The 24,081-nt window shown below is 64.1% G+C and carries 26 protein-coding genes and 2 pseudogenes; 7 read left to right on the top strand and 21 right to left on the bottom strand.

Annotated elements, in window-relative coordinates:
- Positions 1-53 precede the first annotated feature (53 nt).
- Together H1B27_RS16195 and H1B27_RS16200 are read right to left on the bottom strand one after the other, a co-directional pair.
- Positions 54-800, bottom strand: a complete 747-nt coding sequence (locus tag H1B27_RS16195; RefSeq protein ID WP_197966721.1) for an ABC transporter ATP-binding protein — start codon at positions 798-800, stop codon at positions 54-56.
- Positions 793-1,548 (bottom strand): ABC transporter ATP-binding protein, encoded by a 756-nt coding sequence (locus H1B27_RS16200; protein WP_028178025.1) that lies wholly within the window; start codon positions 1,546-1,548, stop codon positions 793-795. Before H1B27_RS16200 ends, H1B27_RS16195 begins: the two co-directional genes overlap by 8 nt.
- A 309-nt stretch (positions 1,549-1,857) precedes the next feature.
- Between H1B27_RS16200 and H1B27_RS16205 the strand changes: the two genes are divergently transcribed.
- A complete protein-coding gene (locus H1B27_RS16205; protein WP_197966722.1) occupies positions 1,858-2,538 on the top strand; it encodes a PAS domain-containing protein in 681 nt (226 codons plus the stop codon).
- Positions 2,539-2,541: 3 nt separating this feature from the next.
- On the opposite strand, the gene H1B27_RS16210 is transcribed toward H1B27_RS16205, so the two are convergent.
- Positions 2,542-2,901 carry an ArsC family reductase gene (locus tag H1B27_RS16210; protein ID WP_197966723.1) on the bottom strand — a complete coding sequence of 120 codons (360 nt, stop codon included), beginning with the start codon at positions 2,899-2,901 and terminating at the stop codon, positions 2,542-2,544.
- A 103-nt stretch (positions 2,902-3,004) separates the two neighbouring features.
- On the opposite strand from H1B27_RS16210, the gene H1B27_RS16215 reads away from it, so the two are divergent.
- Complete coding sequence (locus H1B27_RS16215; RefSeq protein ID WP_158670023.1) at positions 3,005-3,376, top strand: tRNA-binding protein; 372 nt, start codon at positions 3,005-3,007, stop codon at positions 3,374-3,376.
- A gap of 6 nt (positions 3,377-3,382) precedes the next feature.
- Here H1B27_RS16215 and H1B27_RS16220 read toward each other — a convergent pair whose 3' ends face one another.
- The 11 genes and pseudogenes from H1B27_RS16220 to H1B27_RS40125 all read right to left on the bottom strand — a co-directional run bounded on the left by H1B27_RS16220 (position 3,383) and on the right by H1B27_RS40125 (position 11,846).
- A complete protein-coding gene (locus H1B27_RS16220; protein ID WP_197966724.1) occupies positions 3,383-4,087 on the bottom strand; it encodes a glutathione S-transferase family protein in 705 nt (234 codons plus the stop codon).
- Between the two features lie 89 nt (positions 4,088-4,176).
- Positions 4,177-4,323, bottom strand: a complete 147-nt coding sequence (locus tag H1B27_RS16225) for a hypothetical protein (RefSeq protein ID WP_197488606.1) — start codon at positions 4,321-4,323, stop codon at positions 4,177-4,179.
- A 13-nt stretch (positions 4,324-4,336) separates the two neighbouring features.
- Positions 4,337-4,708, bottom strand: coding sequence for a hypothetical protein (locus H1B27_RS16230; protein ID WP_197966725.1), 372 nt, complete (start codon positions 4,706-4,708; stop codon positions 4,337-4,339).
- Entirely contained in the window at positions 4,705-5,370 is a 666-nt protein-coding gene (locus tag H1B27_RS16235) for a DUF429 domain-containing protein (protein WP_197966726.1), read from the bottom strand. The genes H1B27_RS16230 and H1B27_RS16235 overlap by 4 nt, the downstream gene beginning before the upstream one ends.
- Positions 5,371-5,482: 112 nt before the next feature.
- Complete coding sequence (locus H1B27_RS16240) at positions 5,483-6,667, bottom strand: serine hydrolase domain-containing protein (protein ID WP_197966727.1); 1,185 nt, start codon at positions 6,665-6,667, stop codon at positions 5,483-5,485.
- 69 nt (positions 6,668-6,736) lie between these two features.
- Positions 6,737-7,429, bottom strand: a complete 693-nt coding sequence (locus tag H1B27_RS16245; protein WP_197966728.1) for a GNAT family N-acetyltransferase — start codon at positions 7,427-7,429, stop codon at positions 6,737-6,739.
- A gap of 4 nt (positions 7,430-7,433) precedes the next feature.
- A complete protein-coding gene (locus H1B27_RS16250; RefSeq protein ID WP_197966729.1) occupies positions 7,434-7,781 on the bottom strand; it encodes a Lin0512 family protein in 348 nt (115 codons plus the stop codon).
- 225 nt (positions 7,782-8,006) lie between these two features.
- A complete protein-coding gene (locus H1B27_RS16255) occupies positions 8,007-9,662 on the bottom strand; it encodes an acetolactate synthase large subunit (RefSeq protein WP_197966730.1) in 1,656 nt (551 codons plus the stop codon).
- An 84-nt stretch (positions 9,663-9,746) separates the two neighbouring features.
- Positions 9,747-10,847, bottom strand: a complete 1,101-nt coding sequence (locus tag H1B27_RS40115; RefSeq protein ID WP_311976949.1) for a DEAD/DEAH box helicase — start codon at positions 10,845-10,847, stop codon at positions 9,747-9,749.
- 280 nt (positions 10,848-11,127) lie between these two features.
- A pseudogene (locus H1B27_RS40120) lies at positions 11,128-11,352 on the bottom strand (SNF2-related protein); the annotation flags it as partial.
- On the bottom strand, positions 11,256-11,846 hold the full coding sequence (locus H1B27_RS40125; RefSeq protein ID WP_246515453.1) for an SWIM zinc finger family protein: 591 nt from the start codon (positions 11,844-11,846) through the stop codon (positions 11,256-11,258). The pseudogene H1B27_RS40120 and the gene H1B27_RS40125, both read right to left, overlap by 97 nt.
- Positions 11,847-12,052: 206 nt before the next feature.
- On the opposite strand from H1B27_RS40125, the gene H1B27_RS16265 reads away from it, so the two are divergent.
- Together H1B27_RS16265 and H1B27_RS16270 are read left to right on the top strand one after the other, a co-directional pair.
- Positions 12,053-12,925 carry a bifunctional helix-turn-helix transcriptional regulator/GNAT family N-acetyltransferase gene (locus H1B27_RS16265; RefSeq protein WP_197966731.1) on the top strand — a complete coding sequence of 291 codons (873 nt, stop codon included), beginning with the start codon at positions 12,053-12,055 and terminating at the stop codon, positions 12,923-12,925.
- A 55-nt stretch (positions 12,926-12,980) separates the two neighbouring features.
- On the top strand, positions 12,981-13,367 hold the full coding sequence (locus H1B27_RS16270; protein WP_197966732.1) for an ester cyclase: 387 nt from the start codon (positions 12,981-12,983) through the stop codon (positions 13,365-13,367).
- Positions 13,368-13,388: 21 nt separating this feature from the next.
- Here H1B27_RS16270 and H1B27_RS16275 read toward each other — a convergent pair whose 3' ends face one another.
- From H1B27_RS16275 to H1B27_RS16290, 4 genes and pseudogenes are all read right to left on the bottom strand, one after another.
- Entirely contained in the window at positions 13,389-14,609 is a 1,221-nt protein-coding gene (locus H1B27_RS16275) for an MFS transporter (RefSeq protein ID WP_197966733.1), read from the bottom strand.
- Positions 14,610-14,905: 296 nt separating this feature from the next.
- Positions 14,906-18,142: pseudogene (locus tag H1B27_RS41385) on the bottom strand (DEAD/DEAH box helicase).
- A 186-nt stretch (positions 18,143-18,328) separates the two neighbouring features.
- Positions 18,329-19,312 (bottom strand): NAD(P)H-quinone oxidoreductase, encoded by a 984-nt coding sequence (locus tag H1B27_RS16285; RefSeq protein WP_197966734.1) that lies wholly within the window; start codon positions 19,310-19,312, stop codon positions 18,329-18,331.
- On the bottom strand, positions 19,309-19,860 hold the full coding sequence (locus tag H1B27_RS16290) for a hypothetical protein (protein ID WP_197966735.1): 552 nt from the start codon (positions 19,858-19,860) through the stop codon (positions 19,309-19,311). Before H1B27_RS16290 ends, H1B27_RS16285 begins: the two co-directional genes overlap by 4 nt.
- A gap of 123 nt (positions 19,861-19,983) precedes the next feature.
- On the opposite strand from H1B27_RS16290, the gene H1B27_RS16295 reads away from it, so the two are divergent.
- Both H1B27_RS16295 and H1B27_RS16300 read left to right on the top strand, forming a co-directional pair.
- Positions 19,984-20,901 carry a LysR family transcriptional regulator gene (locus H1B27_RS16295; RefSeq protein WP_197966736.1) on the top strand — a complete coding sequence of 306 codons (918 nt, stop codon included), beginning with the start codon at positions 19,984-19,986 and terminating at the stop codon, positions 20,899-20,901.
- 69 nt (positions 20,902-20,970) lie between these two features.
- Positions 20,971-21,432, top strand: a complete 462-nt coding sequence (locus H1B27_RS16300; protein ID WP_197966737.1) for a cupin domain-containing protein — start codon at positions 20,971-20,973, stop codon at positions 21,430-21,432.
- Between the two features lie 18 nt (positions 21,433-21,450).
- On the opposite strand, the gene H1B27_RS16305 is transcribed toward H1B27_RS16300, so the two are convergent.
- Together H1B27_RS16305 and H1B27_RS16310 are read right to left on the bottom strand one after the other, a co-directional pair.
- Entirely contained in the window at positions 21,451-22,029 is a 579-nt protein-coding gene (locus H1B27_RS16305; protein ID WP_028182085.1) for a DUF308 domain-containing protein, read from the bottom strand.
- Between the two features lie 88 nt (positions 22,030-22,117).
- On the bottom strand, positions 22,118-22,702 hold the full coding sequence (locus H1B27_RS16310) for a TetR/AcrR family transcriptional regulator (protein ID WP_197966738.1): 585 nt from the start codon (positions 22,700-22,702) through the stop codon (positions 22,118-22,120).
- 79 nt (positions 22,703-22,781) lie between these two features.
- On the opposite strand from H1B27_RS16310, the gene H1B27_RS16315 reads away from it, so the two are divergent.
- Positions 22,782-23,282 (top strand): peptide deformylase, encoded by a 501-nt coding sequence (locus tag H1B27_RS16315; RefSeq protein WP_197966739.1) that lies wholly within the window; start codon positions 22,782-22,784, stop codon positions 23,280-23,282.
- Between the two features lie 118 nt (positions 23,283-23,400).
- On the opposite strand, the gene H1B27_RS16320 is transcribed toward H1B27_RS16315, so the two are convergent.
- Positions 23,401-24,054: a hydrolase gene (locus H1B27_RS16320; protein WP_061876740.1), complete on the bottom strand. Its 654-nt coding sequence runs from the start codon at positions 24,052-24,054 to the stop codon at positions 23,401-23,403.
- Positions 24,055-24,081: the final 27 nt, after the last annotated feature.

Consider the following 24,081-nt stretch of genomic DNA (forward strand, 5'->3'; position numbering starts at 1 on the left):
TCCGCCTCCCAATATTCCTTTGATAGTCGCTCTTGATCGTCCGGCCTGCTCGGCTAAACACCGAGATAGGTGTGGAGCTTGTCCATATTGGCGGCAAGCTCCGCGTTGGAAAACCCGTCAATGATCTTGCCGTGCTCGACCACATAGTAGCGGTCGGCCACGGTCGAGGCGAAGCGGAAGTTCTGCTCGACCAGGAGGATCGTGAAGCCCTCCTTCTTGAGCCGCGCAATGGTGTGACCGATCTGCTGGATGATGACGGGCGCAAGGCCCTCGGTCGGCTCGTCCAGCATCAGGAAGCTCGCGCCGGTGCGCAGGATGCGCGCGATCGCGAGCATCTGCTGCTCGCCGCCCGACAGCTTGGTGCCCTGGCTGCCCAGCCGCTCCTTCAGGTTCGGAAACAGATCGAAGATCTGGTCGAGCGGCAGTCCGCCCTCGCGGACGACAGGCGGCAACATCAAGTTCTCCCGCACGTCGAGGCTGGCGAATATTCCCCGCTCCTCCGGGCAGAAGGCAATGCCCATCCGCGCGATCCTGTCGGAGGTCGCGCGGATGATCTCCTGGTTGTTGAACTTCACCGAGCCGGTGCGCTTGCCGATGATGCCCATGATCGACTTCAGCGTGGTGGTCTTGCCCGCGCCGTTGCGCCCGAGCAGGGTGACGACCTCGCCCGCGTTCACGTCGAAGTTGATCCCGTGCAGGATGTGAGACTCGCCGTACCAAGCTTCGAGGTTGCGGACCTGGAGGATAGGTCCGCCGGTCGCAGCCCTGGCCGGGGCCTCGGCGATCGCAGTGTCAGGCATGACCGGCTCCCAGATAGGCTTCCTTGACGCGCTCGTCCTTGGTGAGCTCGGAGTAATGGCCCTGCGCGAGCACCTGCCCGCGCGTCAGCACGGTGATGATGTCGGAGAGATTGGCCACGACGCTCAAATTATGCTCGACCATGAGGATGGTGTATTTCGCCGAAATGCGCTTGATCAGCGCCGCGATCTTGTCGATGTCCTCGTGGCCCATGCCGGCCATCGGCTCGTCGAGCAGCATCATCTCCGGGTCGAGCGCGAGCGTGGTTGCTATCTCGAGTGCGCGCTTGCGCCCGTAGGGCATCTCGACCGCCGGCGTGTTTGCAAACTCGCTGAGGCCGACATCGTTGAGCAGCTCGCGCGCGCGATCATTGAAGCGGTTGAGCACGGACTTGGAGCGCCAGAAATCGAACGAAGAGCCATGCTGACGCTGAAGCGCGACACGGACGTTCTCCTGCGCGGTGAGATGCGGAAACACCGCCGAGATCTGGAACGAACGCACAAGGCCCATGCGGGCCACATCCGCCGGCGCCATCGCGGTGATGTCCTGCCCCTTGTACAGGATTTTCCCGGCCGACGGCTTGAGGAACTTGGTCAGAAGATTGAAGCAGGTCGTCTTGCCGGCCCCGTTCGGGCCGATCAACGCATGAATGCTCCCACGGCGAACCTTGAGCGCAACGTCGCGGACGGCAAAGAAGCCCGCGAACTCCTTGGTCAAGCCTTCCGTTTCGAGAATGAACTCATCGGCCAAACAGATTTCCCCCTGCCCGCACACGGCGCGTGGCTGTCCTTGTTGCTTCGGCTGTCCGGAGGACTTGCAGCCCACCCGGAGCGCCGCCTCCGGGCGCGGAATATGCCGGAGGTGACGGGGGTTAGGCAAGGCGGAAAGCTGAGCAGGTCAGGCCTCCGGCTGGGATACAAATGCTCCCTTAGTCGGAGATGTCTGGATGTCGTGCCTGCCCGGCCTCCCGGTTCGCAAGGCACCGGCCATCAAGCCGTCGTTAACGGTCTTTCGTTCCGTGCGCCAGCCTTCATCGAAAATTTTCCCACAAGCGGGATCATGCGCGCGTCTTCCCGTGCGGAGAATATTGCTTTGGATTTTGCAAACGCCGCTCCCTCCGTCGTCAAATCGATCCGGCAACGCGATCTCCTGAACACGTGGCTGCGACTTTATGCGCGCCAGCAGATCGCGCCGGCGATCTGGGAGTATCAGCCCGCGCGGCTCGAGGAAGAGCTCTCGGATCTCATCTACTATACGGTCGAATTTTCGACGCCGACGCCGCGCCTCGTCATCCAGAGCGAAGGCACGCGCATCTCGCGCGCCTATGGGCATACCGGCAAGGGCGTTTCGCTCGATGATTACGTCGGGCCGCGGCTCGCGCCGTACGTGTTGCCGATCTATCATGAATGCGTCGCGCGCGGGTTGCCCGTCTACAGCGTCGCCAATGTCGAGGACGTCTACGGGCGCATCGTCGCCTATGAACGGCTGCTGCTGCCCTTCCAGACCGACGGCAAGGTCTGTCACGTCGTCGCGTCGATCAAGACCTTCTGCGAGGACGGCGGCTTCGAGATCAAGAACCTGATGCGCGGAAATGACGCGCTGCCGCGTCCAAAGCTACGCGCTGTGATCGATCGGGAGCTGTTTCATCGCGCCCCTGCCCGCATCGCCCCCGCAGAGACGGTCGAGTTCTCCGACCAGCCGGAGCCTTGCATCACCGCCGAGACCATCGAGCTGAACTAGCGGTCAGCGCCCTTTGGCGCCGACCTCCTTGGCATAGACATCCGGCCTGAAGCCGACCAACAGCTTGCTGCCGATTTCCAGCACCGGCCGCTTGATCATCGATGGTTGCGCTAGCATCAATGCCAACGCCTTCTTCTCGCTCAAGCCTTCCTTGTCGGAGTCCGGGAGCTTCTTGAAGGTCGTCCCGGCGCGATTGAGCAGCGTCTCCCAGCCGACCTTGTCGCTCCACTGCTTGAGCTTGTCCTTCTCCACGCCCGCCGCCTTGTAGTCGTGAAACCCGTAAGGCACGCCATGAGCATCGAGCCAGGCGCGGGCCTTCTTCATGGTGTCGCAGTTCTTGATGCCGTAGATGATGTTGGACAAGACGTTTCCTCGCGCATGCGTGATGCTTCGGTTGCGGCGTTGTACGAAACTCCGGTTCGCGCGACAATATTGCGAACACCCCAACTCTCCGAGCGGACATCCCATGCACGTTACCCACGATCCCGCAGCTGCCGCCTCACCGACGATCGACTTCAACAGCTTCCTCGCGGTCGATGTCCGTGTCGGCACCATCGTCGACGCCAAGCCGTTTCCGGAGGCGCGCAAGCCGGCCTGGCGTCTCTGGATCGATTTCGGCCCCGCCATCGGCGTGCGCAAGAGCTCGGCCCAGATCACCGAAAACCACCCGCTCGATACCCTCGTTGGGCAACAGGTCGCGGCCGTCGTCAACTTCCCGCCGCGTCAGATCGGCCCAGTCGTGTCCGAGGTGCTGACCCTCGGCTTCCCCGATGCAAACGGCAAGGTCGTGCTGGTGCAGCCGAGCAGGCCTGTGCCGAACGGCGGACGCCTGTTCTAGGGAAGGTCACGGCCGCTTCGGAATGTTCAGCCCGCGCTGCACCGCCGGACGCGCCAGCCCGCGTTCGAGCCAGGCGCCGACCGCCTTGAACCGGCTGAACGCCACGAGATCGCCGGCGCCGTAGAACCCGATGAGATTCCGCACCCAGCCGAGCATGGAGATGTCGGCGATGGTGTAGTCGTCGTCCATGAACCACCTCCGGCCGGAAAGATGCGTCTCCATCACGCCGAGCAGGCGTTTGGACTCATCGACGTAACGCTCGAGCGGCCGCTTGTCCTCGAAATCCTTGCCGGCGAATTTGTGGAAGAAGCCGACCTGGCCGAACATCGGCCCGATGCCGCCCATCTGAAAGTGCACCCACTGGATGGTCTGGTAGCGCCGCGCAGCATCCTCAGGCAGGAGCTTGCCGGTCTTCTCTGCAAGGTATTGCAGGATCGCTCCAGACTCGAACAGCGGCAGCGGCCTGCCCCCGGGACCGTTGGGGTCGAGGATCGCCGGGATCTTGCCGTTCGGATTGAGCGAGAGAAACTCCGGCGTCTTCTGATCGTCCTTGCCGAAATCGACCAGATGGACTTCGTAGGGAAGTCCGATCTCCTCCAGCATGATCGAGATCTTGACGCCGTTTGGCGTTGGCAAGGAATAGAGCTGGAGCAGTTCGGGACGTTTCGCCGGCCAACGTTTGGTGATGGGAAAGGCGGACAGATCGGACATCGGGACCTTTGGTGCATGGACTGAGGCGTGCTCAATCTAGGCGAGGCGCCGTGCGGCGCAAGTCACACTTCGTCCCGGCGAACCTGCGCCTATCGCGGCAGCGTTGCCATCGCCACGATCGGGGTCATTGCCTCATGCTGCAGTCGATGCTCGATGAACCGTTCACCCGTGATCAACAGCACGGCCGTAAAGGCGATCGCGAGCATCGCGGTCGCCAATTGGCACACGTCGTACATGGCATTTTGTCCCTCAACAGCCTATGGCATAAAACGTCGGCTCCAGCGCCACGTTCCGAGGCGACATTGAAATATTGCTATTTTTTCCCGGATTGCGCTGCGAAGACATCGCGCTGTTCCGGCAGCCCGCGGAGGGACCAATGCCCTCCTCGAGCGTTGTCGCTGGATGAACATCGAGAAACGCGCTCTGCTCGATCACGCTGAACGCTGTCGCCGCGTCGCGAACGATCTCGCGCACAGCGAAGCCGCGCAACGGTTGCGAGCGATGGCCGACGAATACCAAGCGAGAGCAACAAGACTGAACGACGAGGGCGTCTCCTCGAATCCAGGCCGCAATAGTCGCAGCCATTTCGAAAACAATGGCGATTGGGAGGGCTGACCTCAACAGTTGATCTCCATCCGCAATCCGCGCGGATCGATCTCCTCGCCGCCGACACGTTGCGTACTGTCGCGTGCCGCGACCGCGCAGGCGCACGCATCGATGAGATCGTCGCGGCCGATGCCGGTGCCGTGGCGAAGCGTCAGCCATCTTTCGACCTTGCTGAAGCCCCGGTCTCTCAGCAGCGCAACGCGTTGCTCGCGGCCCCGCGGCGACGTCTTCGGCGCGAGCCGCACGCGCCCTGCCAGATTCCAGAACACCAATTCCGGATGCGCTTCGCCGATCGTCGCCTGCCGCGCCGGCGTCATGACCTCGTCGACCTCGCTGATCTTATCCCTGATATTCCAGAGCTGCGCCGACACGCCCCTGCCCTTGCCTTCCTGCTCCCAGTAATGCCGATTGGCCGTGGCCATGTCCGGGAATGTCCAGAGGTCGCGGCGCGCACCGAGAAATACGGCGGGGCCAATCAGCTCGCGGGCGCGTAGATCGCAAGCGCGGTAGCCGCTCGGATTCAATCCGATCGGCATGTCGATCATCGCGCGCGCATGCGGCAGCGCGAGCAGGCGCGTCAGGCCCGGCGAGTAGTCGAAGCCGTGATCGCCGCGCTCGTCGATCCAGGCTGCGACCCAGCCGTAGCGAAATCCATCGAGGCCGAGATAGTTTGGCAATCTATGGATTCCGATATCGCATCCTCTGAGATGAGCCGAGGCTGAATACCCCGACCATCAAGAGGGCGCGCTGGCCGAAAAGGATTCGCGGGCGCGTGCAATTTTTTGGCGGTCAGCCTCCGACCGCCTGATAGGCCAGGCGCTTGAACTCGAAGAAGAACGGATTCCAGAAGCCCATGTAGCGCTGGGCCATCAGCACGCCGGCGGTATTGGCCTCAGGGCAAATCCACCAATGGGTGCCGGCAAGGCCGCCCCACTGGAATTCGCCGGTCGAGTTCGAGGGATCGAGAGGCGTAGGCGCGAAGGTGACGGCGCCGCCGAGACCAAAGCCCTTGCCGGGGATAGGGCCGAGCGTGGCGAAACGGATGGTCTGCCCCGCCGGGAGCTGGTTCGTCATCATCAGCCGCAGCGTCTCCGGCTTGAGCAGCGCGTCAGACCCGGGCAGCAGCGCGCGGATTAGTGCGAGCATATCAGGCAAGGTCGAGACCAGACCGCCGCCGCCCGAGAGCCTCGGGAACGGCCGCCGATAGGCTTGCGGAAAGGGAAGATCGTCGGCACGCGTGAGACCCGGCTTCATCGGGTCGAGCACGTCAGCGCCATTGTAGAGCGCGACCAGCTTGCCCTGCTCCGCCTCGGGGACATGGAAACCGGTGTCGGTCATGCCGAGGGGATCGAAGATGCGCGCCTTGAGGAAGGCATCGAGCGGCTGGCCGAAGACGACTTCGGCGACGCGGCCGAGCACGTCGGTCGCGACCGAATATTCCCAGGCGGTGCCGGGATGATAGGACAGCGGCAGATCGGCGAGCTTGTCAATCATGTCCGAGAGCGCGGTCAATGGATTGAGCACACGCGTATCGTTGTAGCCCTTGAACAGCACCGTGCCGGGATCGAAGATGCCGTAGCTGAGACCGGAGGTGTGGGTCAGAAGCTGGCGGATCGTGATCGGGCTCTTCGCCGGTTCGACATCGGCAAGGCTCGAAGCGTCCTGCTTCAGGACCTTGCGATTGCCGAGCTGCGGCAGGAATTTTTCGACGGGGTCATCGAGCCCGATGCGCCCTTGCTCGACCAGCAGCATGATCGCGCAGGTCACGAAGATCTTGGTGTTGGAGAACGCGCGGAAGATGTGGTCGGGCCGCAGCGCAGTGTTCGCCTCGCGATCGGCAAAGCCGACGCATTGCTGATCGACCACCTCGCGGCCGCGCAGCACGGCCCAGGATACGCCGGGAATGATCTCCTGATCGACGTAGCGTTGCATCGCCGTCCGTACGGCGGAAAAATCAGGTGTTCTGGCGTCCATGGGCTCCCCCCAATTGTGGTTGGAATCGATATAGCGAGATTTCGCACAACATGAAGCCCATCGCGCGGTTCATCCCTGCTTCATCAGCACTGTGACCTGCAGGCGGCGCCTCGTCCGCATGCCCTGCCGCTGGTACAGCGCAATGGCAGACGTATTGCTCGAGAACACGTGCAGGAACGGAATTTCCCCGCGCGCCTCGATCTGGCGCGCGATGGCGGCGAGCAACGCCTGTGCGTAACCGCGCCCGCGATGATCGGGATGCACGCAGACCGCCGTCATCTCGGTGAAATTTCCGGGCTTCATCCGCTCGCCGGCCATGGCGACCAGCCCTCCGCGCGCGCGAATGCCGAGGAAGGTGCCGAGTTCGTGCGTCCGCGCCGCGAACGGCCCGGGCTTGGTCAGCTCGGTCAGTGCCATCATGGCGGGAACGTCGGCCGCGCCCAGGCGGACGATCTCGGCATCGCGCAGCGAAGCGTCGGCGGGCGAACCGATCATCTGCTCGCCGGGCTCGGCGAGCAGCACCTTGAAGCCGGCGGGAATTTCGACCGGCTCGGGCGTGAACAGCACCGCGACTTGCGAGCCCGACATGAGATCGCCGAGCGCCACAAAGCTTGCCTCGGACATGTCGACCATGTCGGCAAACGGGGTCATGTCCACGGGATAGCGCAGCGCCCGCGGGCCGCCTTCCGCCAGGTGCTTCTGGCTGGTTGTCAGCGCGCTCCAGATCGGACGATCCAGCAGCGCCTCATCGCTGTCGGACATCGGCCTAGTCCTTGTCGAAGCTGACGATGACGGCGGCATTGGCGATGAGAATGGGGTCGTTGGCTACTTCCGTGGCCGAAGGAATCTCCAGCCCGCCCTTGACCGCGTTGATGGTCACCGTGCCGTAAGGCAGCTCCCTGGCGACGGCTTCCTTGTCGACGCTTTCCGGATTGGGCACCGCGATCGTGACATCGACGAACATGTCGTTGGCGGTCTTGCCGATCATCCGGAAGAAGCCGAGGCTCGAATGCCTGATGGCATCGGAGACCGCACGCTTGGCCGCCTTGGTGGCGTCCCTGCCGTGAACGTCGACGCCCATGCCCATCTCGGTGACACAACGAACGCGAGTCATTTCATATTCCTGTGGTTGGTTGAGTGATTGGGAGTGTCGGCGATCGGCGACCGCAGCACAAGTGCGCTCGCCCCTCTCGTGTCCCGGACGCGCAGCAACGCTCTCGCGTTGCTGCGCCGAGCCGGGACCCAGGAAGCCACAGAGTTCGCTGATGCATGGGCCCCGGCTCTGCAGCGCACCGCTGAAGGAGCGCTGCGCTGCGTCCGGGGCACGAGGCCGCTGTCGTCACGCCTTTGATTTCTCATGTGCGCGCAGCTCGTCGACGAGTACCCGCACGTTCTCCGAATAGTCGATCGGGATCGAGACGAGATGCACGCCGCCCTCCTCGAATGCGGCCTCCAGCGTCGGGCCAAAGCCGTCGATGCTCTCGATCCGATGCCCTTTCGCCCCGTAAGCCTTCGCGTAGAGCACGAAGTCGGGATTGCCAAACGTCATGCCGTAATCGGCGAAATGATCGACGGCCTGCTTCCAGCGAATCATGCCGTAGGCGTTGTCCTCCAGCACCAGCACGACCAGATTGAGCTTGAGGCGGACCGCGGTCTCCATCTCCTGGCTGTTCATCATGAAGCCGCCGTCGCCGGCGACGGCGAGTACGCGGCAGTCGGGATAGAGCATCGCGGCCATCATCGCCGACGGCAGGCCGGCGCCCATGGTCGCCAGTGCGTTGTCGAGCAGCAGCGTGTTGGCGACGCGGGTGCGGTAGTTGCGCGCAAACCAGATCTTGTACATGCCGTTGTCGAGCGCGACGATGCCGTTCTCGGGGATCACCTGGCGGATGTCGTGCACGATGCGCTGCGGCGTCGGCGGCCAGCGCGCCTCGGTGGCGCGATCGGCAATATGCCCCAGGATCTCTTCGCGCAGCGGGAGCAGCGCCGCGGCCTGCGGCAGCTTGCCTTCGAGCCGATCCGCCAGCAGTTCCAGGCTCGGGCCAACGTCCCCGACGACCTCGGCATCGGGGAAATAGACCTGCTCGACGCTCGCCGGCGTATAGCTGACGTGAATGACCTTCGGGCCCGAGGGGCCCATGATAAAGGGCGGTTTCTCGATCGGATCGTGGCCGATCGCGACGATCAAATCGGCGGCATCGATCGCGTCATGGACGTAGTCGCGTTCCGACAGCGCGGCGGTCCCCATATAAAGATTAGTGCCGCCGGGCACGGTCCCCTTCCCCATCTGCGTCGTGAAGAACGGAATGCCGGTCCGCCGCACGAAGCTTGCGATGCCGTGGGTCGACCGCGGCCGGCTGGTCGCCGCGCCCATCATCAGCAGCGGGCGCCTTGCGGCCATGATCATCTCGGCGGCGCGGTCGAGCGCCGCACGATGGGCGACCGGGATCTCGATCGGATGGACCTGGATCACGGGGACCGCAGGCACCTCGTCGCCCGCGATGTCCTCGGGCAATTCGAGATGCACCGGCCCGGGCCGCTCCTCCATGGCGACGCGAAAGGCGTCGCGCACCACGGTCGGAATGCTGGAGGCGCTGACGATCTGCCGCGACAGCTTGGTCAGCGGCTTCATGGTCGCCACCACGTCCACGATCTGGAACCGGGCCTGCCGGCTGCTCATGATCGGCTTCTGGCCGGTGATCAGGATCATCGGCATCGCGCCGAGATGCGCATAGGCCGCCCCCGTCGACAGGTTGAGCGCACCGGGTCCGAGCGTCGACAGGCAAACGCCGGGCTTGCCGGTCAGCCGTCCATGCGTTGCGGCCATGAAGGCGGCGGCCTGCTCGTGCCGGGTCAGGACCAGCTCGATCCTGGAGGCGCGCAGCGATTCGACCAGATCGAGATTCTCTTCGCCGGGAATGCCGAAGATTCTGTCGACACCTTCATTCTCCAGTGCCGCGACGAACAGGTCCGATCCCTTCGCTTTGCGTTCCATCCCGCTCAATGCCGCCTCCCAGTAATCCGGCTCCCGTACTCCACGGCAGCAGCCGATGGTAACGCTCCGCGGCGCGGGCACAATTCACAAAGAGAGGCGCAATTGGATCGACCTCGTCACTGCGAGCGCCGCGACATCCTGCAGCGCCCTGGCAGCGTCAAGCCGTTCCACCACGCAAGCGGCCAGTGCGCCGAGCAAGTCCGCCAGTCGCCTTGCAGTCTCCGGAGGCGGAAGCGGAATCTTGAGGTTGTGCGCACCTGTTGTCGGATTGCGCTCGACCCATGGATGTCCGATCGCGCCATCGCCGCTCGCTGCCACGATGGCGCCGACGAGCTGCGCACCCATTTGAACCAGACCTTGCCAGTGATCGGTCGCCGCGACGTCTCGAGCTTTGCTGGTGCGCTCGCGGGCTTGCGCGGTCGACGCCGCCGCGGCGTCTTCGTCGGCTGGTCCAGCCTCGGCGGCACCATCGACCTGTCCAACCTCCTCTGCCGCCGTGACCACCTCGCCACTTCCCATGCTTCCAGTGACGCTCTCGACGTCCCTCATAAAGCGGGTCAGCCGCGATCCGCCCAGCGAGACCTCGTTGCTGCCCCCATCGAGAATGCCCTCCGCCAGAGAGCGCTTGAAGGCCAGCACCGACAGCATGCCTTCTTCGATCGTCCCCTTCGCGACGAAATTGACGATCTGTACCGGACGGGCCTGGCCGAGCCGATGGACACGGGCAATGCGCTGCTCGAGAACGGCAGGATTCCACGGCAGGTCCATGTTCACCAGCGTCGAGGCATGCTGGAGATTGAGACCCGTGCTGCCTGCGTCCGTGGACAGGAACACGCGACAGGCCGGGTCGTCCCGGAAGCGCTGGACCAGCTCGGGCCGCTTCTCCGAAGGGATGCCGCCGTGGAAAGTGACATAACCGATGCCGCGCGCAGCAAGCCGACGGATCACCACATCGTGTGTCCGCGTCCACTGTGAAAATACTACCGCCTTTGCGTCCGGCACGACGAACAGCTGATCGAGCAGCGCGGCGAGTTCGTCCGATTTGAGACCGTGATCGCTCTCCTGGTCGAGCAGATAGGTGCTGTTGCAGGACATCCGCATGTTCTGGAGCGCACAGGTCAGCCGACGCTGATCCTTGTCCGACAGGAACTTGGTCTTGCGCCAGCGCTGCACGATCTTGACCACCTAGTCGGCGTTCTCGCGGTGCAGCTCCATCTGCGGACCGGTCATGGGAATCAGCACGTTCTGGTCGGTGCGATCGGGCAGCTGCCGCAACACCTCCGATTTGCGCCGACGGATCATGATGGGTGCGAGGTCTCGCCGATCCTGCCGAGATCACGATAGCCGGTGACACGACCGGTCTCATCCTGACCTGATGTTCGTTCAGGAGCTTCCAGGTTGGACCCAGACGATGCTGATCGACGAACTGCACGATGGAGACCAATTCTTCGAGCTTGTTTTCCAGGGGCGTTCCCGTCAGCACGATCGCATAGGGGCTGTCGATGCGCTTCAGCGCACGCGCGGCAACCGTATTCCAGTTCTTGACGCGCTGCGCCTCATCGACAACGACCAGTTCCGGTGACCAAGCGCCGATCAAGTCGAGATCGGGCTGCAGCTTCTCGTAGTTCGTGATCTTGCAAAAATCGTCCTCGATATAGGCCTTCTGTCGCTGCGCGCGACCGCCATCGATGACGCGCGCGCCGCGATTGCCCTTCCGGCCGGGGCGGCGGCCTTCCTCACATTCGCCGGACAATCGGTTCCGGCACGGAAATGCACGCTCCGCCGCCCCTGATTTCGGAGATAGAGTTCGGAAAACGGCGGCTGGTAGCCTCGCGCAAACGCCGCTTTCGCGCCGCGCTTCTTTTCCAGCTGGGCCAGCGTGAACTCGAGGTGCTTGCAGGTGCCGAGCTCATTGGTCGCATAGTCCGGACATGAGCAGAAATTGCCACCGGGCCCAGGGCCACGGATCACGACGCGATAGCTCGATTTGAAAACCGGGTTAGTGACCCTGAATTCGGAGAAGAAGGGTTCGGCGCCGATGTTCTCCAGGCGAAAGGACTGCTCGCGGCCGAACTGGCGGCGCAGGCCACGTTGCCATTCGACCGGCGACAAATCCGTCGGTGGTGAGGTGCGCGACAGCTTAGGCTGCTTGCGGGCCTCGGTGAGTCCTGTCGAAATCGTCATTTCCGGCTTCCGTTTCACGAATTATGGGGTGCGATTTGTAGCCTCGGTGCAACCGCGACATAACCGGCCTCGGACGAAATCCACTGCCGACTTCGAGAGGGCTGAGGCCCGGGGAGAATGCGCGCGTCGCGCGGACCTCCGTGCGCGTTGTGGCTTGGCGACGGGCGCGATTGACAGACCGAAATATCTGACTAACGTCAGACATCATGCTCGATGCCGTCTCCCGCGTCCGCCGCTTCAACCGTGCCGTCACGTCCGCCGTTGGAACGCTCGACAATTCGTTCCTCGGGCGCAGCCGGCCGCTTGGGGCAGCGCGGGTGCTCAACGCGATCGGGCACGGGCGCTCGGACGTGGCGGAAATCCGCGACTATCTCGGTCTCGATTCCGGGTTGATGAGCCGGCTGCTCCGCAGCCTTGAGGACGAAGGGCTGATCGAGACCACCGCGCGCGAAGACGATGCGCGCCGGCGCATGGCAAAGCTGACACGGGCGGGCCGGCGCGAGTTCGCGGCCTACGAGGCGCTGTCGAACGCGCAGGCGGAAGGCTTCCTCGCGCAACATTCGCAGCGCGAGGCGCTGCTGGCGGCGATGGACCTGATCGCCTCCGCGCTGACGCGCGAGCGCGTGGCGCTGGACGAGATGGATCCGCGGTGCGAGGAAGCGCGCTACTGCCTCGGCGAGTACTATGCCGAGCTCGGCCGCCGCTTCAAACACGGCTTCGACGTCTCATTGTCGCGCGACCCCGACGCCAAGGACATGCGCCGGCCGCGCGGCACATTCCTCGTCGCGATGTCGGACACGCTGCCGATCGGCTGCGTCGGCTTGAAGGGAACCGATCACGGCTATGCCGAGATCAAGCGGCTGTGGGTGGCGCCTGCCGCGCGCGGATTGCGGCTCGGCCGCCGCCTGATGGATGCGGCCGAGAGCGCGGCGCGGGAACTCGGCATCACGCTGCTGCGGCTCGACACCAACAGTGCGCTGCCCGAGGCCGGTCAGCTCTATCGCAGCACGGGCTGGCGCGAGATCCCCCGCTTCAACGATGATCCCTATCCGGACCTGTTCTTCGAAAAGCGCCTGTGAGCTGGACCGGTTCGCGATCCCAGTGCGTTATGATCGAAGCCGCAGGAGCTTCGCCATGACGAAAGACGACCTCGCCGCCATCTACGGCGACTACATCGCTTGCCTGAACCGGCGGGACTGGCCGGCCCTCGGACGATTCGTGCATGAGGAGGTCGTCCACAACGCGCGGCCCCTTGGGCTGGCCGGCTATCGCGCGATGCTGGAGCGGGACGTTCGGGAGATCCCGGATCTGCAGTTCCACGTCGAGATGCTGATCTCCGATCCTCCCCGCATCGCCGCCCGGCTGAAGTTTGACTGCACGCCAGCCGGGACATTCCTGGGTCTCGCGGTCAATGGAAAGCGCATGTCCTTTTGCGAGAACGTGTTCTACGAATTTCAAGACCGAAAGATCCGGCAGGTCTGGTCGGTGATCGACAAGGCCGCGATCGAGGCGCAGCTCTGACGCCCCGCCTCGATCTTGAACTCATGCCGCCGCAGGCGCCACCTCGCCTTGCGGCTTTGCGAAGGGGCGGAACGTCATCGCCATCAGGAACGCACCCAGGCCCATCGCCCAGGAGGCGATGTAGAGCCAGGCATAGCTGGAGAAAGCGTCGTAGATCAGGCCGCCGGCGAGTGGGCCGGTCGCCATGCCGAGGCTGCCGGCCATCGCCGTGCCGCCGATCACCGTGCCCATCATCTTGAGCGGGAAGTTCTCGCGGATGAGCACGGCGTAGAGCGGCATGGTGCCGGCATAGATGAAGCCGAAGATGGCGCCGACCGCATAGAACGTCGTGAGCTGATGCGCGAAGACGTAGGCGAGCGCGCCGAACGCCTGCAGCAGCAGGCCGGAGACCAGCACGCGCTTGGCGCCGAAGCGGTCGCCCATCAGGCCGAAGGCGATGCGTCCGCCGAGGCCGGCAAACCCCTCGATGCTGTAGATCGTCACCGCCGCGACCAGAGGGATGCCGCAACTCACGGCATAGCTGACGGTGTGGATGATCGGGCCGGAATGGGTCGCGCAGCAGAAGAAGTTGGTGGCAAGCAGAATGAGGAATTGCGGCGAGCGCAACGCTTCGCCCATCGACATCTCGCCTTGCGCTGCGCCCTCGCCCGCCGGCGCGGCCGCGGCCTGCGCGAGCGCCGGCGGACGGCGCACCAGGAACGAGACCGGGATCATGATGGCGCCGACCACCAGCGCGACGATCTGCATCGAGGTGCGCCAGTCGTGGCCGGAGACGAGCCAGGCCGCCAGCGGCGACATCGTCATCGGCGCCATGCCCATGCCGGCGGAGACCAGCGACACGGCGAGGCTGCGATTGGTGTCGAACCAGCCGGTGACAGTCGCCATCATCGGCGCGAAGATCGCCGCACAGGCGGCGCCGACCAGGAGGCCGAACACGACCTGGAACACGAGGAGCGAGGTCGCGTGGCTCGCCGCGAACAGGCTGAGCGCAAGCACGGTCGATCCCGTCAGCACCACCGGCAGCGGCCCGAACCTGTCCGACGCCGTGCCCCAGGCCATGCTGGTGAAAGCCATCGCCAGAAAGCCGATCGTCATCGCGCTGGAGATGCCCGTCACCGACCAACCGGTGTCCTTTGCGATCGGCTGCAGGAACACCGGCAGCGAAAACATGCCGCCGATCGCGACGCAGCCGAGCAATCCACCGGCGGCGACGATCACCCAGCGATAATTGGAGGAAGTCATGTCGGTCTCCCGTCAGATCTGTCTGAATGGAGGACGAATGGGAACGGCGCCGGCCGACAGGCTGACGTCATTTTTGCCGCACGCCTTTGTGACCTGCCAACAAAAACTGGAAAAACAACCCCATGCACAGTAGCCGCACCAGCGGGATCAATGACTTACAAGGACGGTCATTTGCGATGTCAGGGCGCGATTTGACCTGTCGGGCAAAACACCGGCATAATGGCATCATCCCCAATTCGAGAGCATCAGGCCCCGGAGGCCAACGCCGGCCTGCGCTCACCGCACGCCGCGTTCAGTCAAGCCTCGAACAAGGCCTTGACGTCGTCCTCGGTGAGCGCCGAAGCGATCTGTCCATCGCGTTCGAACAGGCTGTCGGCCAGCGCCCGTTTTCGGGCCTTCAGCTCGTCCATCTTCTCTCGATCGTGCCGGCAGCGACCAGCCTGTAGACGAACACCGCCTTGTCCTGCCCGATCCGGTAGGCACGATCGATGGCCTGTTCCTCGACGGCGGGATTCCACCAGGGATCGAAGATGATGACGGTGTCGGCAGCGGTGAGATTGAGACCCACCCCGCCCGCCTTCAGACTGACGAGGAACACCTCCGCCGCACCGTTCTGAAAGGCCTCGATCGCCGTCTTGCGGTCCTTGGTATCGCCGGTGAGAAGACTGTAGCGCACGCCGTCGGCGTCGAAGCGCCGCCGGATCAGGTCGAGCATGGAGGTGAATTGGGAGAAGACAATGATCTTCCGCTCCTCGCTCGACAGCTCCGATACCATCTCGATCAGCCGCTCGAGCTTGGCCGACGGCCGCTCCACGCCGTCGCGCAGCTTCAGCAGCGCCGGATCGCAACAGGCCTGCCGCATTCGCAACAGGGCTTCCAGCACAACGATGTGACTTTTGGCGAGGCCCCGCTCTGCGATGGCCTCGCGAACCTTGCGCGACATCGACAGCCGGGTCGAATCGTAGAGATCGCGCTGCGGACCTTCGAGCACGATGGTCTCCAGGATCTCGCTCTTGGGCGGCAGTTCCGTGGCAACTTCGGCCTTGGTCCGACGCAGCAGGAAGGGTTTGGCCCGCTGCGCCAGAGCCGCGGCACGCATCTTGTCGCCGCGCTTCTCGATCGGGGTGCGCCATTGGCGCGAGAACGCGGCCTTGTCCCCGAGATAGCCCGGCATGACGAAGCTCATGATCGACCAGAGCTCACCGAGATGATTTTCCATGGGCGTGCCGGTGAGGCAGAAGCGGTGCGCGGCCTTGACCTCCCGCAGCCAGCGGGTGGTGGCGGCATCGGGATTCTTGACGGTCTGCGCCTTGTCGAGCACGGCGACGTGCCATTCCCGCGTCAGCAGCACCTCCCGATCCCGTGCGATCAAGGATAGGTCGTCAGCACGAGATCGTGCTCGGCAATGGCCGGAAATTTCTCCTTGCGGGTCGGCCCTTGCAGGACGAGCACCTTCAAATCCGGTGCGAATTTCTCCGCTTCGGCCGACCAGTTGGTCATCAGGCTCGTCGGCGCGAGGACCAGCACCGGCTTCGTGAGCCGCCCGCGCTGCTTTTCCAGCGCGATCAAGGCCAGGACCTGAATCGTCTTGCCGAGGCCCATGTCATCGGCGAGGACGCCGCCCAATCCGCTCTCGCGGAGCAGGTCGATCCAGGCAACGCCCTGGGCCTGATAGGGTCGAAGGGTCGCACGGAACGTCGGCGGAAGGTCCGGCGCGGCCAATCCACGCAGCTGAAGCAGGTTGGCGAGACGGCGGAGATTGTCGGCGCCGCGAAAGACGAACCTCTCGTTCTCCACGCCAAGCAGCGGAACGATTTCGGCTTGCGACAGCCTGATCTTCTTCGAACCATCGAGGCTGCCGCTCAGGTGCAGGCCATGCAGCGCCAGCACCAGGGGAAGGAAGCGATCGGCGGCCAGCGCCAGCTGGCGGCCGTCGGCCAGCGGCAGATAGAACCGCTCGCCCTTGTCGGCGAGTTGCCTCAACCGGTCCGGCGTGAAGCCGGGCGCCGAGACCAGCGCGGCCACGTGCGGGGCGAGGTCTTGGCGCTCACCGTCGATGTCGATGCCGAGCTCCAGCTCGAACCAGTCGATGCCGCTCGATTCCAGCGCGGCATCGAAGTCGCCGGAGGAGTCCGCGAGCCGGTACGGAAAATCGTCGTCGACCAGGATCTCGTAACCTTCCGACCGCAACTGGCCGGCATGCTGTGCGAGAAAGTCGAACCAGTCGCCCTGGTCGCTCAGCGTGAAGTCCGCGGCATGGCGGTAATCGAGCGTCGGCAGAACTGCCCTCGCATCGCGAAGACCGACATCTGCCAGCCGCTTGCGTGCCTGCTTTTCCTTGCCCTGTCGCCGCGTGATCGCAAACAACTTGCCGGCCTGAAACAGCTCCACCCGGCTCGCGCGCTGGGTCGGATCGATATCGAACCCGCCATAGCGGAATCCGAGGCTGGCGACGGCCGCCGGCCCGCGCTCCTCGGCCCCGCCGCGCGCGTGGTAGTAGTACCCGGCGAGGTGACCTCGCCGCAGCCGCAGCACCGGCCGGGGGTCCTCTTCGATCGTCACCGCAACGGTCGGCTGCGCCGGCAAGAGGCCATGATGAAGCTCGGGAAGCCTCTGGCTGAGGCGGCGCGAGACTTCCTCCACCTGCGCACGCGGAATGGCCGGAGCCGACAGAAATTGGAAGGCCAGTCGGGGCGGCAGCCCAAATGCGCCACCCCGATCAGGCCGGCGGTCTCATCGATATAGACCGGCGGCTCCGCATTGAGCGCGACCGCTCCATCCAGGACGAGATGAGGGGTGAGACCGGGCTTTCCCGCCGACTGCCATTCGATCCGGCCCTCCCGCGCGTCTGCCCATTTCAACGGGGTTCGCTTGTGGTCCAGCCAGAATGCCCGGCCGGTGGCGACCATGCGCTTCAGCAGTTCCTCCGCATAAGGTCCCTGCTCGACATAATCGCGGGTGCCGGCCGCCGCTTGGGTCACGATGTCGATGTCGACGTCGCGAGAGTACTTCGGCGCCCGCACGGCCTTGAACTCGTGGAGGATGGGGCTGGTATAACTCTCGGCGAAGCCGCCGCCCTTGAGCGCGCGGACGGATCGCAGGGACAGGTTCAGCCGCGGCATCGCGTGGTCGGATGGCTTGAAGCAATAGAGCAGGCACTGGCTCTGATCCTCTCCAGCTCCGTCACCGCGCGCCGTCCGGCCGACACTGTCGATCCAGCTGGTGAGCTCGGAAGAGAGAACCGGAGGGGCCGTTGGGCCGCTAGGGGCGGCGTGCGTGTGCGTCGCCGGGGACTCCTTCCCGCTGAGCGCCTCGAGCAGGGGTGCGGCGACATGCTTGCAATTGTAGGTCATCGGACAAGTGCAATCGCCATCGAGATCCGTGAGCGCGTCACCGCTGAACGCCAAGGCGATATCGACGCGATACCTGTTCGAACCGCTGCCGCGCACGGCGGCGCTGACGTGTTTCAGGTCGTCGCTGACCTTCAGGTTCGAGACGCGGCCCTGAGCCTGATAGGTGACCGCCTTCTCCATCGCCGTTCGGCTGAAGTAACTGTAGATCGACTTGCGCTTGAGAACGTCAGAGAGCACTTGCAACGATTCCAGGGTTCGGCTTCAAGCGTTCAGCATAGCCGCTCGGACCGGATCGTTGTAGCTGCAGTGTCCAGGTTGCGCACAGCACGCGCCACGGATCGGCAAGGACGACATCCCTACCCGCGCTCAATCCACCGCCAAGACAACCTTTCCAAATCCCCCGCCGCGCTCCACGCTGCTATGGGCATCGGCGGCGCGTTCAAGGGGAAACACCTGGTCCACCAACGGTTTCAGCTCACCCGACGCAAACAGCGGCGAAAACCCCTCGGAGAAGCGACGGACCATTGCCCGCTTCTCGTCCACGCCTCGCGATTTCATGACCGTGCCCGCCAATCGCAAGTGGTTGTGGAGCAGCAGGTTGAGCGGAATCGAGGTGGCGTGCTGGCCGCTCAAAATACCGACCTGAACCAGGATTCCGCCTGGCCGAAGGCTGCGAAGGTTGCGCGGCAGGTAGTCGCCGCCGACGAAATCGATCACGGCGTCAACGCCGCGATGATCGGTAAGCCTCGCGACAACGCTTTCAAAATCGTCGGCACGATAGTCGATCACAGCGGCGGCGCCGATGCTGCCGACGTCCGCCAACCGCGAAGCGCTCGCCGTTGCGTAGACGGTGGCGCCCAGCGCATGGGCGACCTGCACGCAGGCGGAGCCGACTCCGCCCGCGGCACCGTGAACCAGGACGGTTTGACCTTGCCCGACGCCTGCAACATGTGAAACCGATTCGACGGCCGTGACGAATGATTCCATGATCGCCGCGCCCTCGACGAACGAGAGATTGCCGGGAATCCCGATCGCCATGCGACGGTCGACCCGGGCGAATTCGGCATACGCCCCTCCGCCGACGATCGCCATCACACGCTGCCCGATCGAGACCTCGTCGACTTCGCTGCCGACGCCAACGACTTCGCCGGCCAGTTCGAGGCCAAGCAGGGTGCTCTCGCCAAAGCTCTGGTTGCCGTAGGCGCCGTTTCGCTGGAGAATATCCGCGCGATTGACGCCTGCCGCCTTCACACGCACCAGCAGGTCGTGGGGACGAATCTCCGGCCTCGGCACTTCGGCCAGGCGGAGAACCTCCGCCGGACCGAAACCGTCATAGACGATGCCTTTCACTTTGCCTGCTCCTGTGCATGGGCCTTGGCGCGCCGCGCGATGCTGGCGGCGAACAACGGCGTCTCGCGGCGATTGTGGTCGCTTCCGGCCGCTTGGCGCGCGTTGGCGGCGTCTTCGAAGGAAATGCCGTGCTTGTCCAGGAATGCCATGAAGACGTCGGTCGGATGTGCCGTGACGCTGTTCGTATAGCGTGTGCGCCCGTCATCGATGGCTTCGGCCTTCAGCTCCCAGATCACGTTGACCTGGGTCCGGCCATTTGTCGTAAACACGTCCGAGATTGAATTCATGCGGCAGTAGGTCTTGCCGGCCTCTTCCGCGACGTAGTGTTGGATGACCAGCCCGGTGCCGATCTGCTCGACGTTGATCATCATGCGGCGTCCGTCGTCTGTGGTGCTGACACCGGCCGCAATGTGATCAGGCGGGCAGCAGCGCAGATATTCGGCTTCGGAGAGCGTGAACAGCCATTCGGCGATGTCCACCCGGTCGAGCGGCACATCAATGACTGCGGTATAGGCCGATTGCGACAGGATGCGATCGAGAACCTTCATGATAATCTCCTTCCATTCAATGGCTTAGGCCGATAAGGCCCGCCTTCGAGAGAGGAGATACGGTCTTTGAGGGTTGATGATAATGAACGTTGAGCTCGAAACCCTTTTGCGAAAGGCGCAAAGATGAAAGACCCGCGTTTTGCGGAACATCTGGCCATCTATGTTGACGTGGTTCGTGGCGGGAGCTTCTCCAGCGCCGCACGTCATCGCGGTGTGACACCCTCGGCCATCGTCAGGCAGATCGACGCGCTGGAGCACAGCGTCGGGGTGCCGCTGCTGGTGCGCTCGACACGCGCGCTCGCGGTGACCGACGCCGGAGAACGACTGTTCGAACGCGCGCAGCGGTTGCTCGACGACCTTGCCGACACGCACGCCGAGATCGCCGCTTTCGATGGTGCGGTCGCCGGCGTTCTTCGCCTTGCCTGCTTTCCCACCTTTGGCAAGCGCTACGTGATCCCCACCCTGGAAATGGTGATGCGGGATCATCCCGGCCTCACGGTCGAGCTCGATCTCACGGAAAGGCTCGCTGATCCCGTGCTGGAGCGGCTCGATGCCGTGATCCGGATCGGTGAACTTGCCGACAGCGCTCTCATCGCGACCAAGCTGGCATCGCAGAACAGGATGCTGGTCGCCGCTCCCGCCTATCTCGATCGTCACGGCACACCGACCGAAGCGAAAGACCTCGCCGGCCATCGGCTGGTCGACAAATTGCACGGCGCCGACCTGCTGGGCTGGACGGACGTGCTTGGTCACCCCGCGGGCGCAGCGCCCGGGCCGCAAGCCGTGTTTCGGTGCGACGACTTCGAAGCGATGCGGCTCGCGGCGCTCGCCGGCATCGGCATCGCATTCCTGGCAGACTGGGTTGTCGGGACCGATGTCCGCGCCGGTTCATTGACACGAATCCCGCTCGACGACGAACGGTGGAATGAGGCAAAGGCCGGCGTGTATCTGTTGCGAGCTCTGGCCCAGCCGTCAGCCAAACTGACGATCCTGACTGCCGCCTTGCGGGATTCAATCGGGTCGCCGCCGGTGTGGGCTTAGTTGCCGACGCCAATGACATCATGACCATCCGCCCCATCATCAGTGCCTGAAATTGCAGGAGACCCCTCCATGCCAAAGATCGACATTGCCGTCGTGCCGGCCCGCAAGGGCTCCGGCTACCCCGCACCATTCGATGCTGCCTGTGCCGAGCGCATCCGGCGGCGGCTCGGCGATGCCGGGGGCTTGTCGGATTTCGGGGTCAACCTGATGCGCCTGCCGCCGGGCGGCTGGTCGAGCCAGCGGCACTGGCATTCGCACGAGGACGAATTCGTCTACATCCTCGATGGCGAGGTGACGCTGATCGAGGATGGCGGCGAAACCGTGCTGCGCGCCGGCGATTGCGCGGCCTTCCCCAAGGCAAGCGGCAACGGCCATCACATGATCAACAGGTCGAATGCGACGGCTGTCTATCTCGAGGTCGGCTCGCGCTCGCAAGCCGACCTCATCACCTGCTCCGACATCGACATGATGAGCCCGGCATCCGACGGCCGCTTCCTGCACAAGGACGGGACGCCTTATCCGGACGCGTGAAGCGTCCGGAGCAACGCCTCACATGGCCGCGCTGCGGCGCCACGTGCTGACGGTGAGCCAGACCGCCGAGACGAGGAAGTAGAGCGCGCCGACCGCAGCATAGCCCGCAACATTCGCGATCGATGGCACCGCAGGCATCGAGGCCTGAAAGATGAAGAAGCCGCCCGCCAGCGCCGACTGGCCGCCGCTGAGCACCATGGCCCATTGCGCGCCGAAACGCTTCCAGCGCCGCACGGCCGTGCCGAGCTGGAGCAATCCGGACAGGATCGCCCAGGCCCCGAAGATTCCGAGCACCCAGTTCATGCTCACCTGCAAGGCCAGGATGACCGCGATGGTGGTCGCCAGACTGACCAGCACGTTCAGACCCTGCGTGCGGTTCTGGTTCAAGCCGCCGCTGGAGAGCGCGTCGAGATAGTTGGCGGCAGCGTCCCAGGCCGGATAGGCGACGAGCAACGCCGCTGCGATCACCGCCGACGTTGGCGCGATCACGAAGGCCGCAATGACCCAGGCGACGGAAAACGCGGCACGCAGGAAGTAGTATTGCTTCAGCCATTGCGCCTGGTCGGCCGCCTCCAAAGCGATCTCACGATCTTTCATTTCTCTTCTCCTTACCTACTAGTTGGTAGTTTTCATAGAATGCGGAAACGCCGGGCCGCCCTGACCAGCATGGCCTGTGTCGACCTCGTCAGTGCCTGGTGGAAAGCCGGTCCAGCAGCGGCCGGATGATGGTGCCGAACATCTTGGGATCGCCATAAGCGCGCGCCGACAGCATCGCGCCGTGAACGGTCGCCATGAATCCCTCCGCCTCGACCCGTGCCGTGCTGGCGAGATGGAGCCGTCCTTGCCGCTTGCCGCGCTCCATGACCGATGCCAGCCAGGATGCCAGGAAGCGGAAGTGCGCGCGGACTTCGAGCGCCACCTCCTCAGGCAGGATCGGAAGCTCGCTGGCCAGGAGCGCACACACGCAGAACGGAGCCGTCGCATCCTTGATGCACGCCTCCCAATACCCCACGTAGTTCCTGAGCTGGTCGGCGGGATCAGCGACATTGCGTTCGAGCGCCGACAACCCCACCTGGGCCTCCTCGCGATAGCGCGACACGAGGGTACGGACCAGGTCGACCTTGCTGGCGAAATGGTGATGGATGCTCGGCTTGCGGATGCCCACGACATCGGCGATGTCGGCGTAACTGAAGCCGTTATAGCCACCCGCGATGATCAGCGTGCGGGCGCAGGCAAGAATGTCGTCGGCGGTCGAGGAAACGGTGCTCATGCGAATGAGCTACCTTCCAGTAGGTAGGTCGTCAAGCCGGGATGGTTCAATGATCCGTGAGTGAGTGGTAGGAGCCTGCATGACCATCCGCCCGATCGTGCGCTATCCCGACCGCCGGCTCGCGCTGGCGGCCCGCCCCGTCACCGCCTTCGACGAGTCCTTGCGCGACCTCGCGAACGACCTGCTCGAGACCATGCGTGCCGCGCCCGGCATCGGCATCACCGCGCCGCATATCGGCGTTCCCTTGCGTGTCGTGGTGCTGGAGCTCGACGCCAAGGACGGCGCGCGCACTTACGTCAATCCGGAGATCACATGGGCCTCGCCCAAGATGATCCTGCACCGCGAGGGCAGTGTGTCGATGCCTGGGGTCAACGACGAGGTGCAGCGCCATGCGCGGGTGCGGATCAGCTATCAGGATCTCGATGGCAATATGCAACACGAGGAATCGGACGGCCTGCGCGCGGTGTGCCACCAGCACGAGATCGATCAGCTCGACGGCATGTTCTGGCTCCAGCGGCTGTCGCGGCTGAAGCGCGATCGGCTGGTGAAGAAGTATGAGAAGATGTCGCGGGGCTCGTAGGGTGGATTAGCGATAGCGTAATCCACCAATCAGAGCGCGGCCTAACGAGGGAACGGTGGATTACGCCGGCGGACTGCGCTTCGCGCAGCCTTCGGCTAATCCACCCTACACGCTCAGATCATCCCGCGTTGGCGGGTACGGGTGTGTTGAGCAGCTGCTGCTCCCACAGGAACGCGATGCCGCTGCCGCCGGCATGCTGCGTGATCACCTTCGTCAGCGCGGCAGCTTGATCGGTCCGAGCCCAGTCGCGCTGCCATTCGGCCGCGAGCGCCAGCCAGGTCATCATATTTACGCCCGCCGCGATCATGCGCTGGATTGCGACCTGGTGGGCCTCCACCGAAACGGCGCCAGAGGCGTCGGTGATCACCGTGACATCCCAGCCTTCGCCACGAGCCTGAATCGCCGGCATCGCAACGCAAATTTCGGTCCACAGGCCGGCAATGATGAGCTGCTTGCGGCCCGTTGCCTTGACTGCGTCCACCACCTTTCGATCCTCCCAGGTGTTGATGAACGTCCGGTCGATGATTTCCTGGCCAGGGAAAACGTCCGTGATCTGAGGGAAAAGGAGACCACCCCGTTCAGCGATCACCGTGGTGAGGATGGTGGGGACGCCGAAGGCTTTGGCGGCCTTGGCCAGACCGGCGGTGTTGTTGATCACCATCTGCGGTTCATGGCTGTTCACGTTCGCGAGCTGGTAAGGCTGGTGGTCGATCAGAACGAGCACGGAGTCTTCGGGACGAAGAAGCGAAGCAAGGCCGTTACGAAAAGTCATCGTTGCATCCTTTACTGCCGTTGTGAG

This window comes from Bradyrhizobium diversitatis (genome assembly GCF_016031635.1).
GTDB lineage: Bacteria > Pseudomonadota > Alphaproteobacteria > Rhizobiales > Xanthobacteraceae > Bradyrhizobium > Bradyrhizobium diversitatis.

What these genes read in the sequence shown, in the direction of transcription:
- H1B27_RS16195 (WP_197966721.1), bottom strand. Translation starts at nt 800, where the DNA reads ATGCCTGACACTGCGATCGCCGAGGCCCCGGCCAGGGCTGCGACCGGC.
- H1B27_RS16205 (WP_197966722.1), top strand. Translation starts at nt 1,858, where the DNA reads ATGCGCGCGTCTTCCCGTGCGGAGAATATTGCTTTGGATTTTGCAAAC.
- H1B27_RS16215 (WP_158670023.1), top strand. Translation starts at nt 3,005, where the DNA reads ATGCACGTTACCCACGATCCCGCAGCTGCCGCCTCACCGACGATCGAC.
- H1B27_RS16220 (WP_197966724.1), bottom strand. Translation starts at nt 4,087, where the DNA reads ATGTCCGATCTGTCCGCCTTTCCCATCACCAAACGTTGGCCGGCGAAA.
- H1B27_RS16225 (WP_197488606.1), bottom strand. Translation starts at nt 4,323, where the DNA reads ATGTACGACGTGTGCCAATTGGCGACCGCGATGCTCGCGATCGCCTTT.
- H1B27_RS16240 (WP_197966727.1), bottom strand. Translation starts at nt 6,667, where the DNA reads ATGGACGCCAGAACACCTGATTTTTCCGCCGTACGGACGGCGATGCAA.
- H1B27_RS16245 (WP_197966728.1), bottom strand. Translation starts at nt 7,429, where the DNA reads ATGTCCGACAGCGATGAGGCGCTGCTGGATCGTCCGATCTGGAGCGCG.
- H1B27_RS16250 (WP_197966729.1), bottom strand. Translation starts at nt 7,781, where the DNA reads ATGACTCGCGTTCGTTGTGTCACCGAGATGGGCATGGGCGTCGACGTT.
- H1B27_RS16255 (WP_197966730.1), bottom strand. Translation starts at nt 9,662, where the DNA reads ATGGAACGCAAAGCGAAGGGATCGGACCTGTTCGTCGCGGCACTGGAG.
- H1B27_RS40125 (WP_246515453.1), bottom strand. Translation starts at nt 11,846, where the DNA reads ATGACGATTTCGACAGGACTCACCGAGGCCCGCAAGCAGCCTAAGCTG.
- H1B27_RS16265 (WP_197966731.1), top strand. Translation starts at nt 12,053, where the DNA reads ATGCTCGATGCCGTCTCCCGCGTCCGCCGCTTCAACCGTGCCGTCACG.
- H1B27_RS16270 (WP_197966732.1), top strand. Translation starts at nt 12,981, where the DNA reads ATGACGAAAGACGACCTCGCCGCCATCTACGGCGACTACATCGCTTGC.
- H1B27_RS16275 (WP_197966733.1), bottom strand. Translation starts at nt 14,609, where the DNA reads ATGACTTCCTCCAATTATCGCTGGGTGATCGTCGCCGCCGGTGGATTG.
- H1B27_RS16290 (WP_197966735.1), bottom strand. Translation starts at nt 19,860, where the DNA reads ATGAAGGTTCTCGATCGCATCCTGTCGCAATCGGCCTATACCGCAGTC.
- H1B27_RS16295 (WP_197966736.1), top strand. Translation starts at nt 19,984, where the DNA reads ATGAAAGACCCGCGTTTTGCGGAACATCTGGCCATCTATGTTGACGTG.
- H1B27_RS16300 (WP_197966737.1), top strand. Translation starts at nt 20,971, where the DNA reads ATGCCAAAGATCGACATTGCCGTCGTGCCGGCCCGCAAGGGCTCCGGC.
- H1B27_RS16305 (WP_028182085.1), bottom strand. Translation starts at nt 22,029, where the DNA reads ATGAAAGATCGTGAGATCGCTTTGGAGGCGGCCGACCAGGCGCAATGG.
- H1B27_RS16310 (WP_197966738.1), bottom strand. Translation starts at nt 22,702, where the DNA reads ATGAGCACCGTTTCCTCGACCGCCGACGACATTCTTGCCTGCGCCCGC.
- H1B27_RS16315 (WP_197966739.1), top strand. Translation starts at nt 22,782, where the DNA reads ATGACCATCCGCCCGATCGTGCGCTATCCCGACCGCCGGCTCGCGCTG.
- H1B27_RS16320 (WP_061876740.1), bottom strand. Translation starts at nt 24,054, where the DNA reads ATGACTTTTCGTAACGGCCTTGCTTCGCTTCTTCGTCCCGAAGACTCC.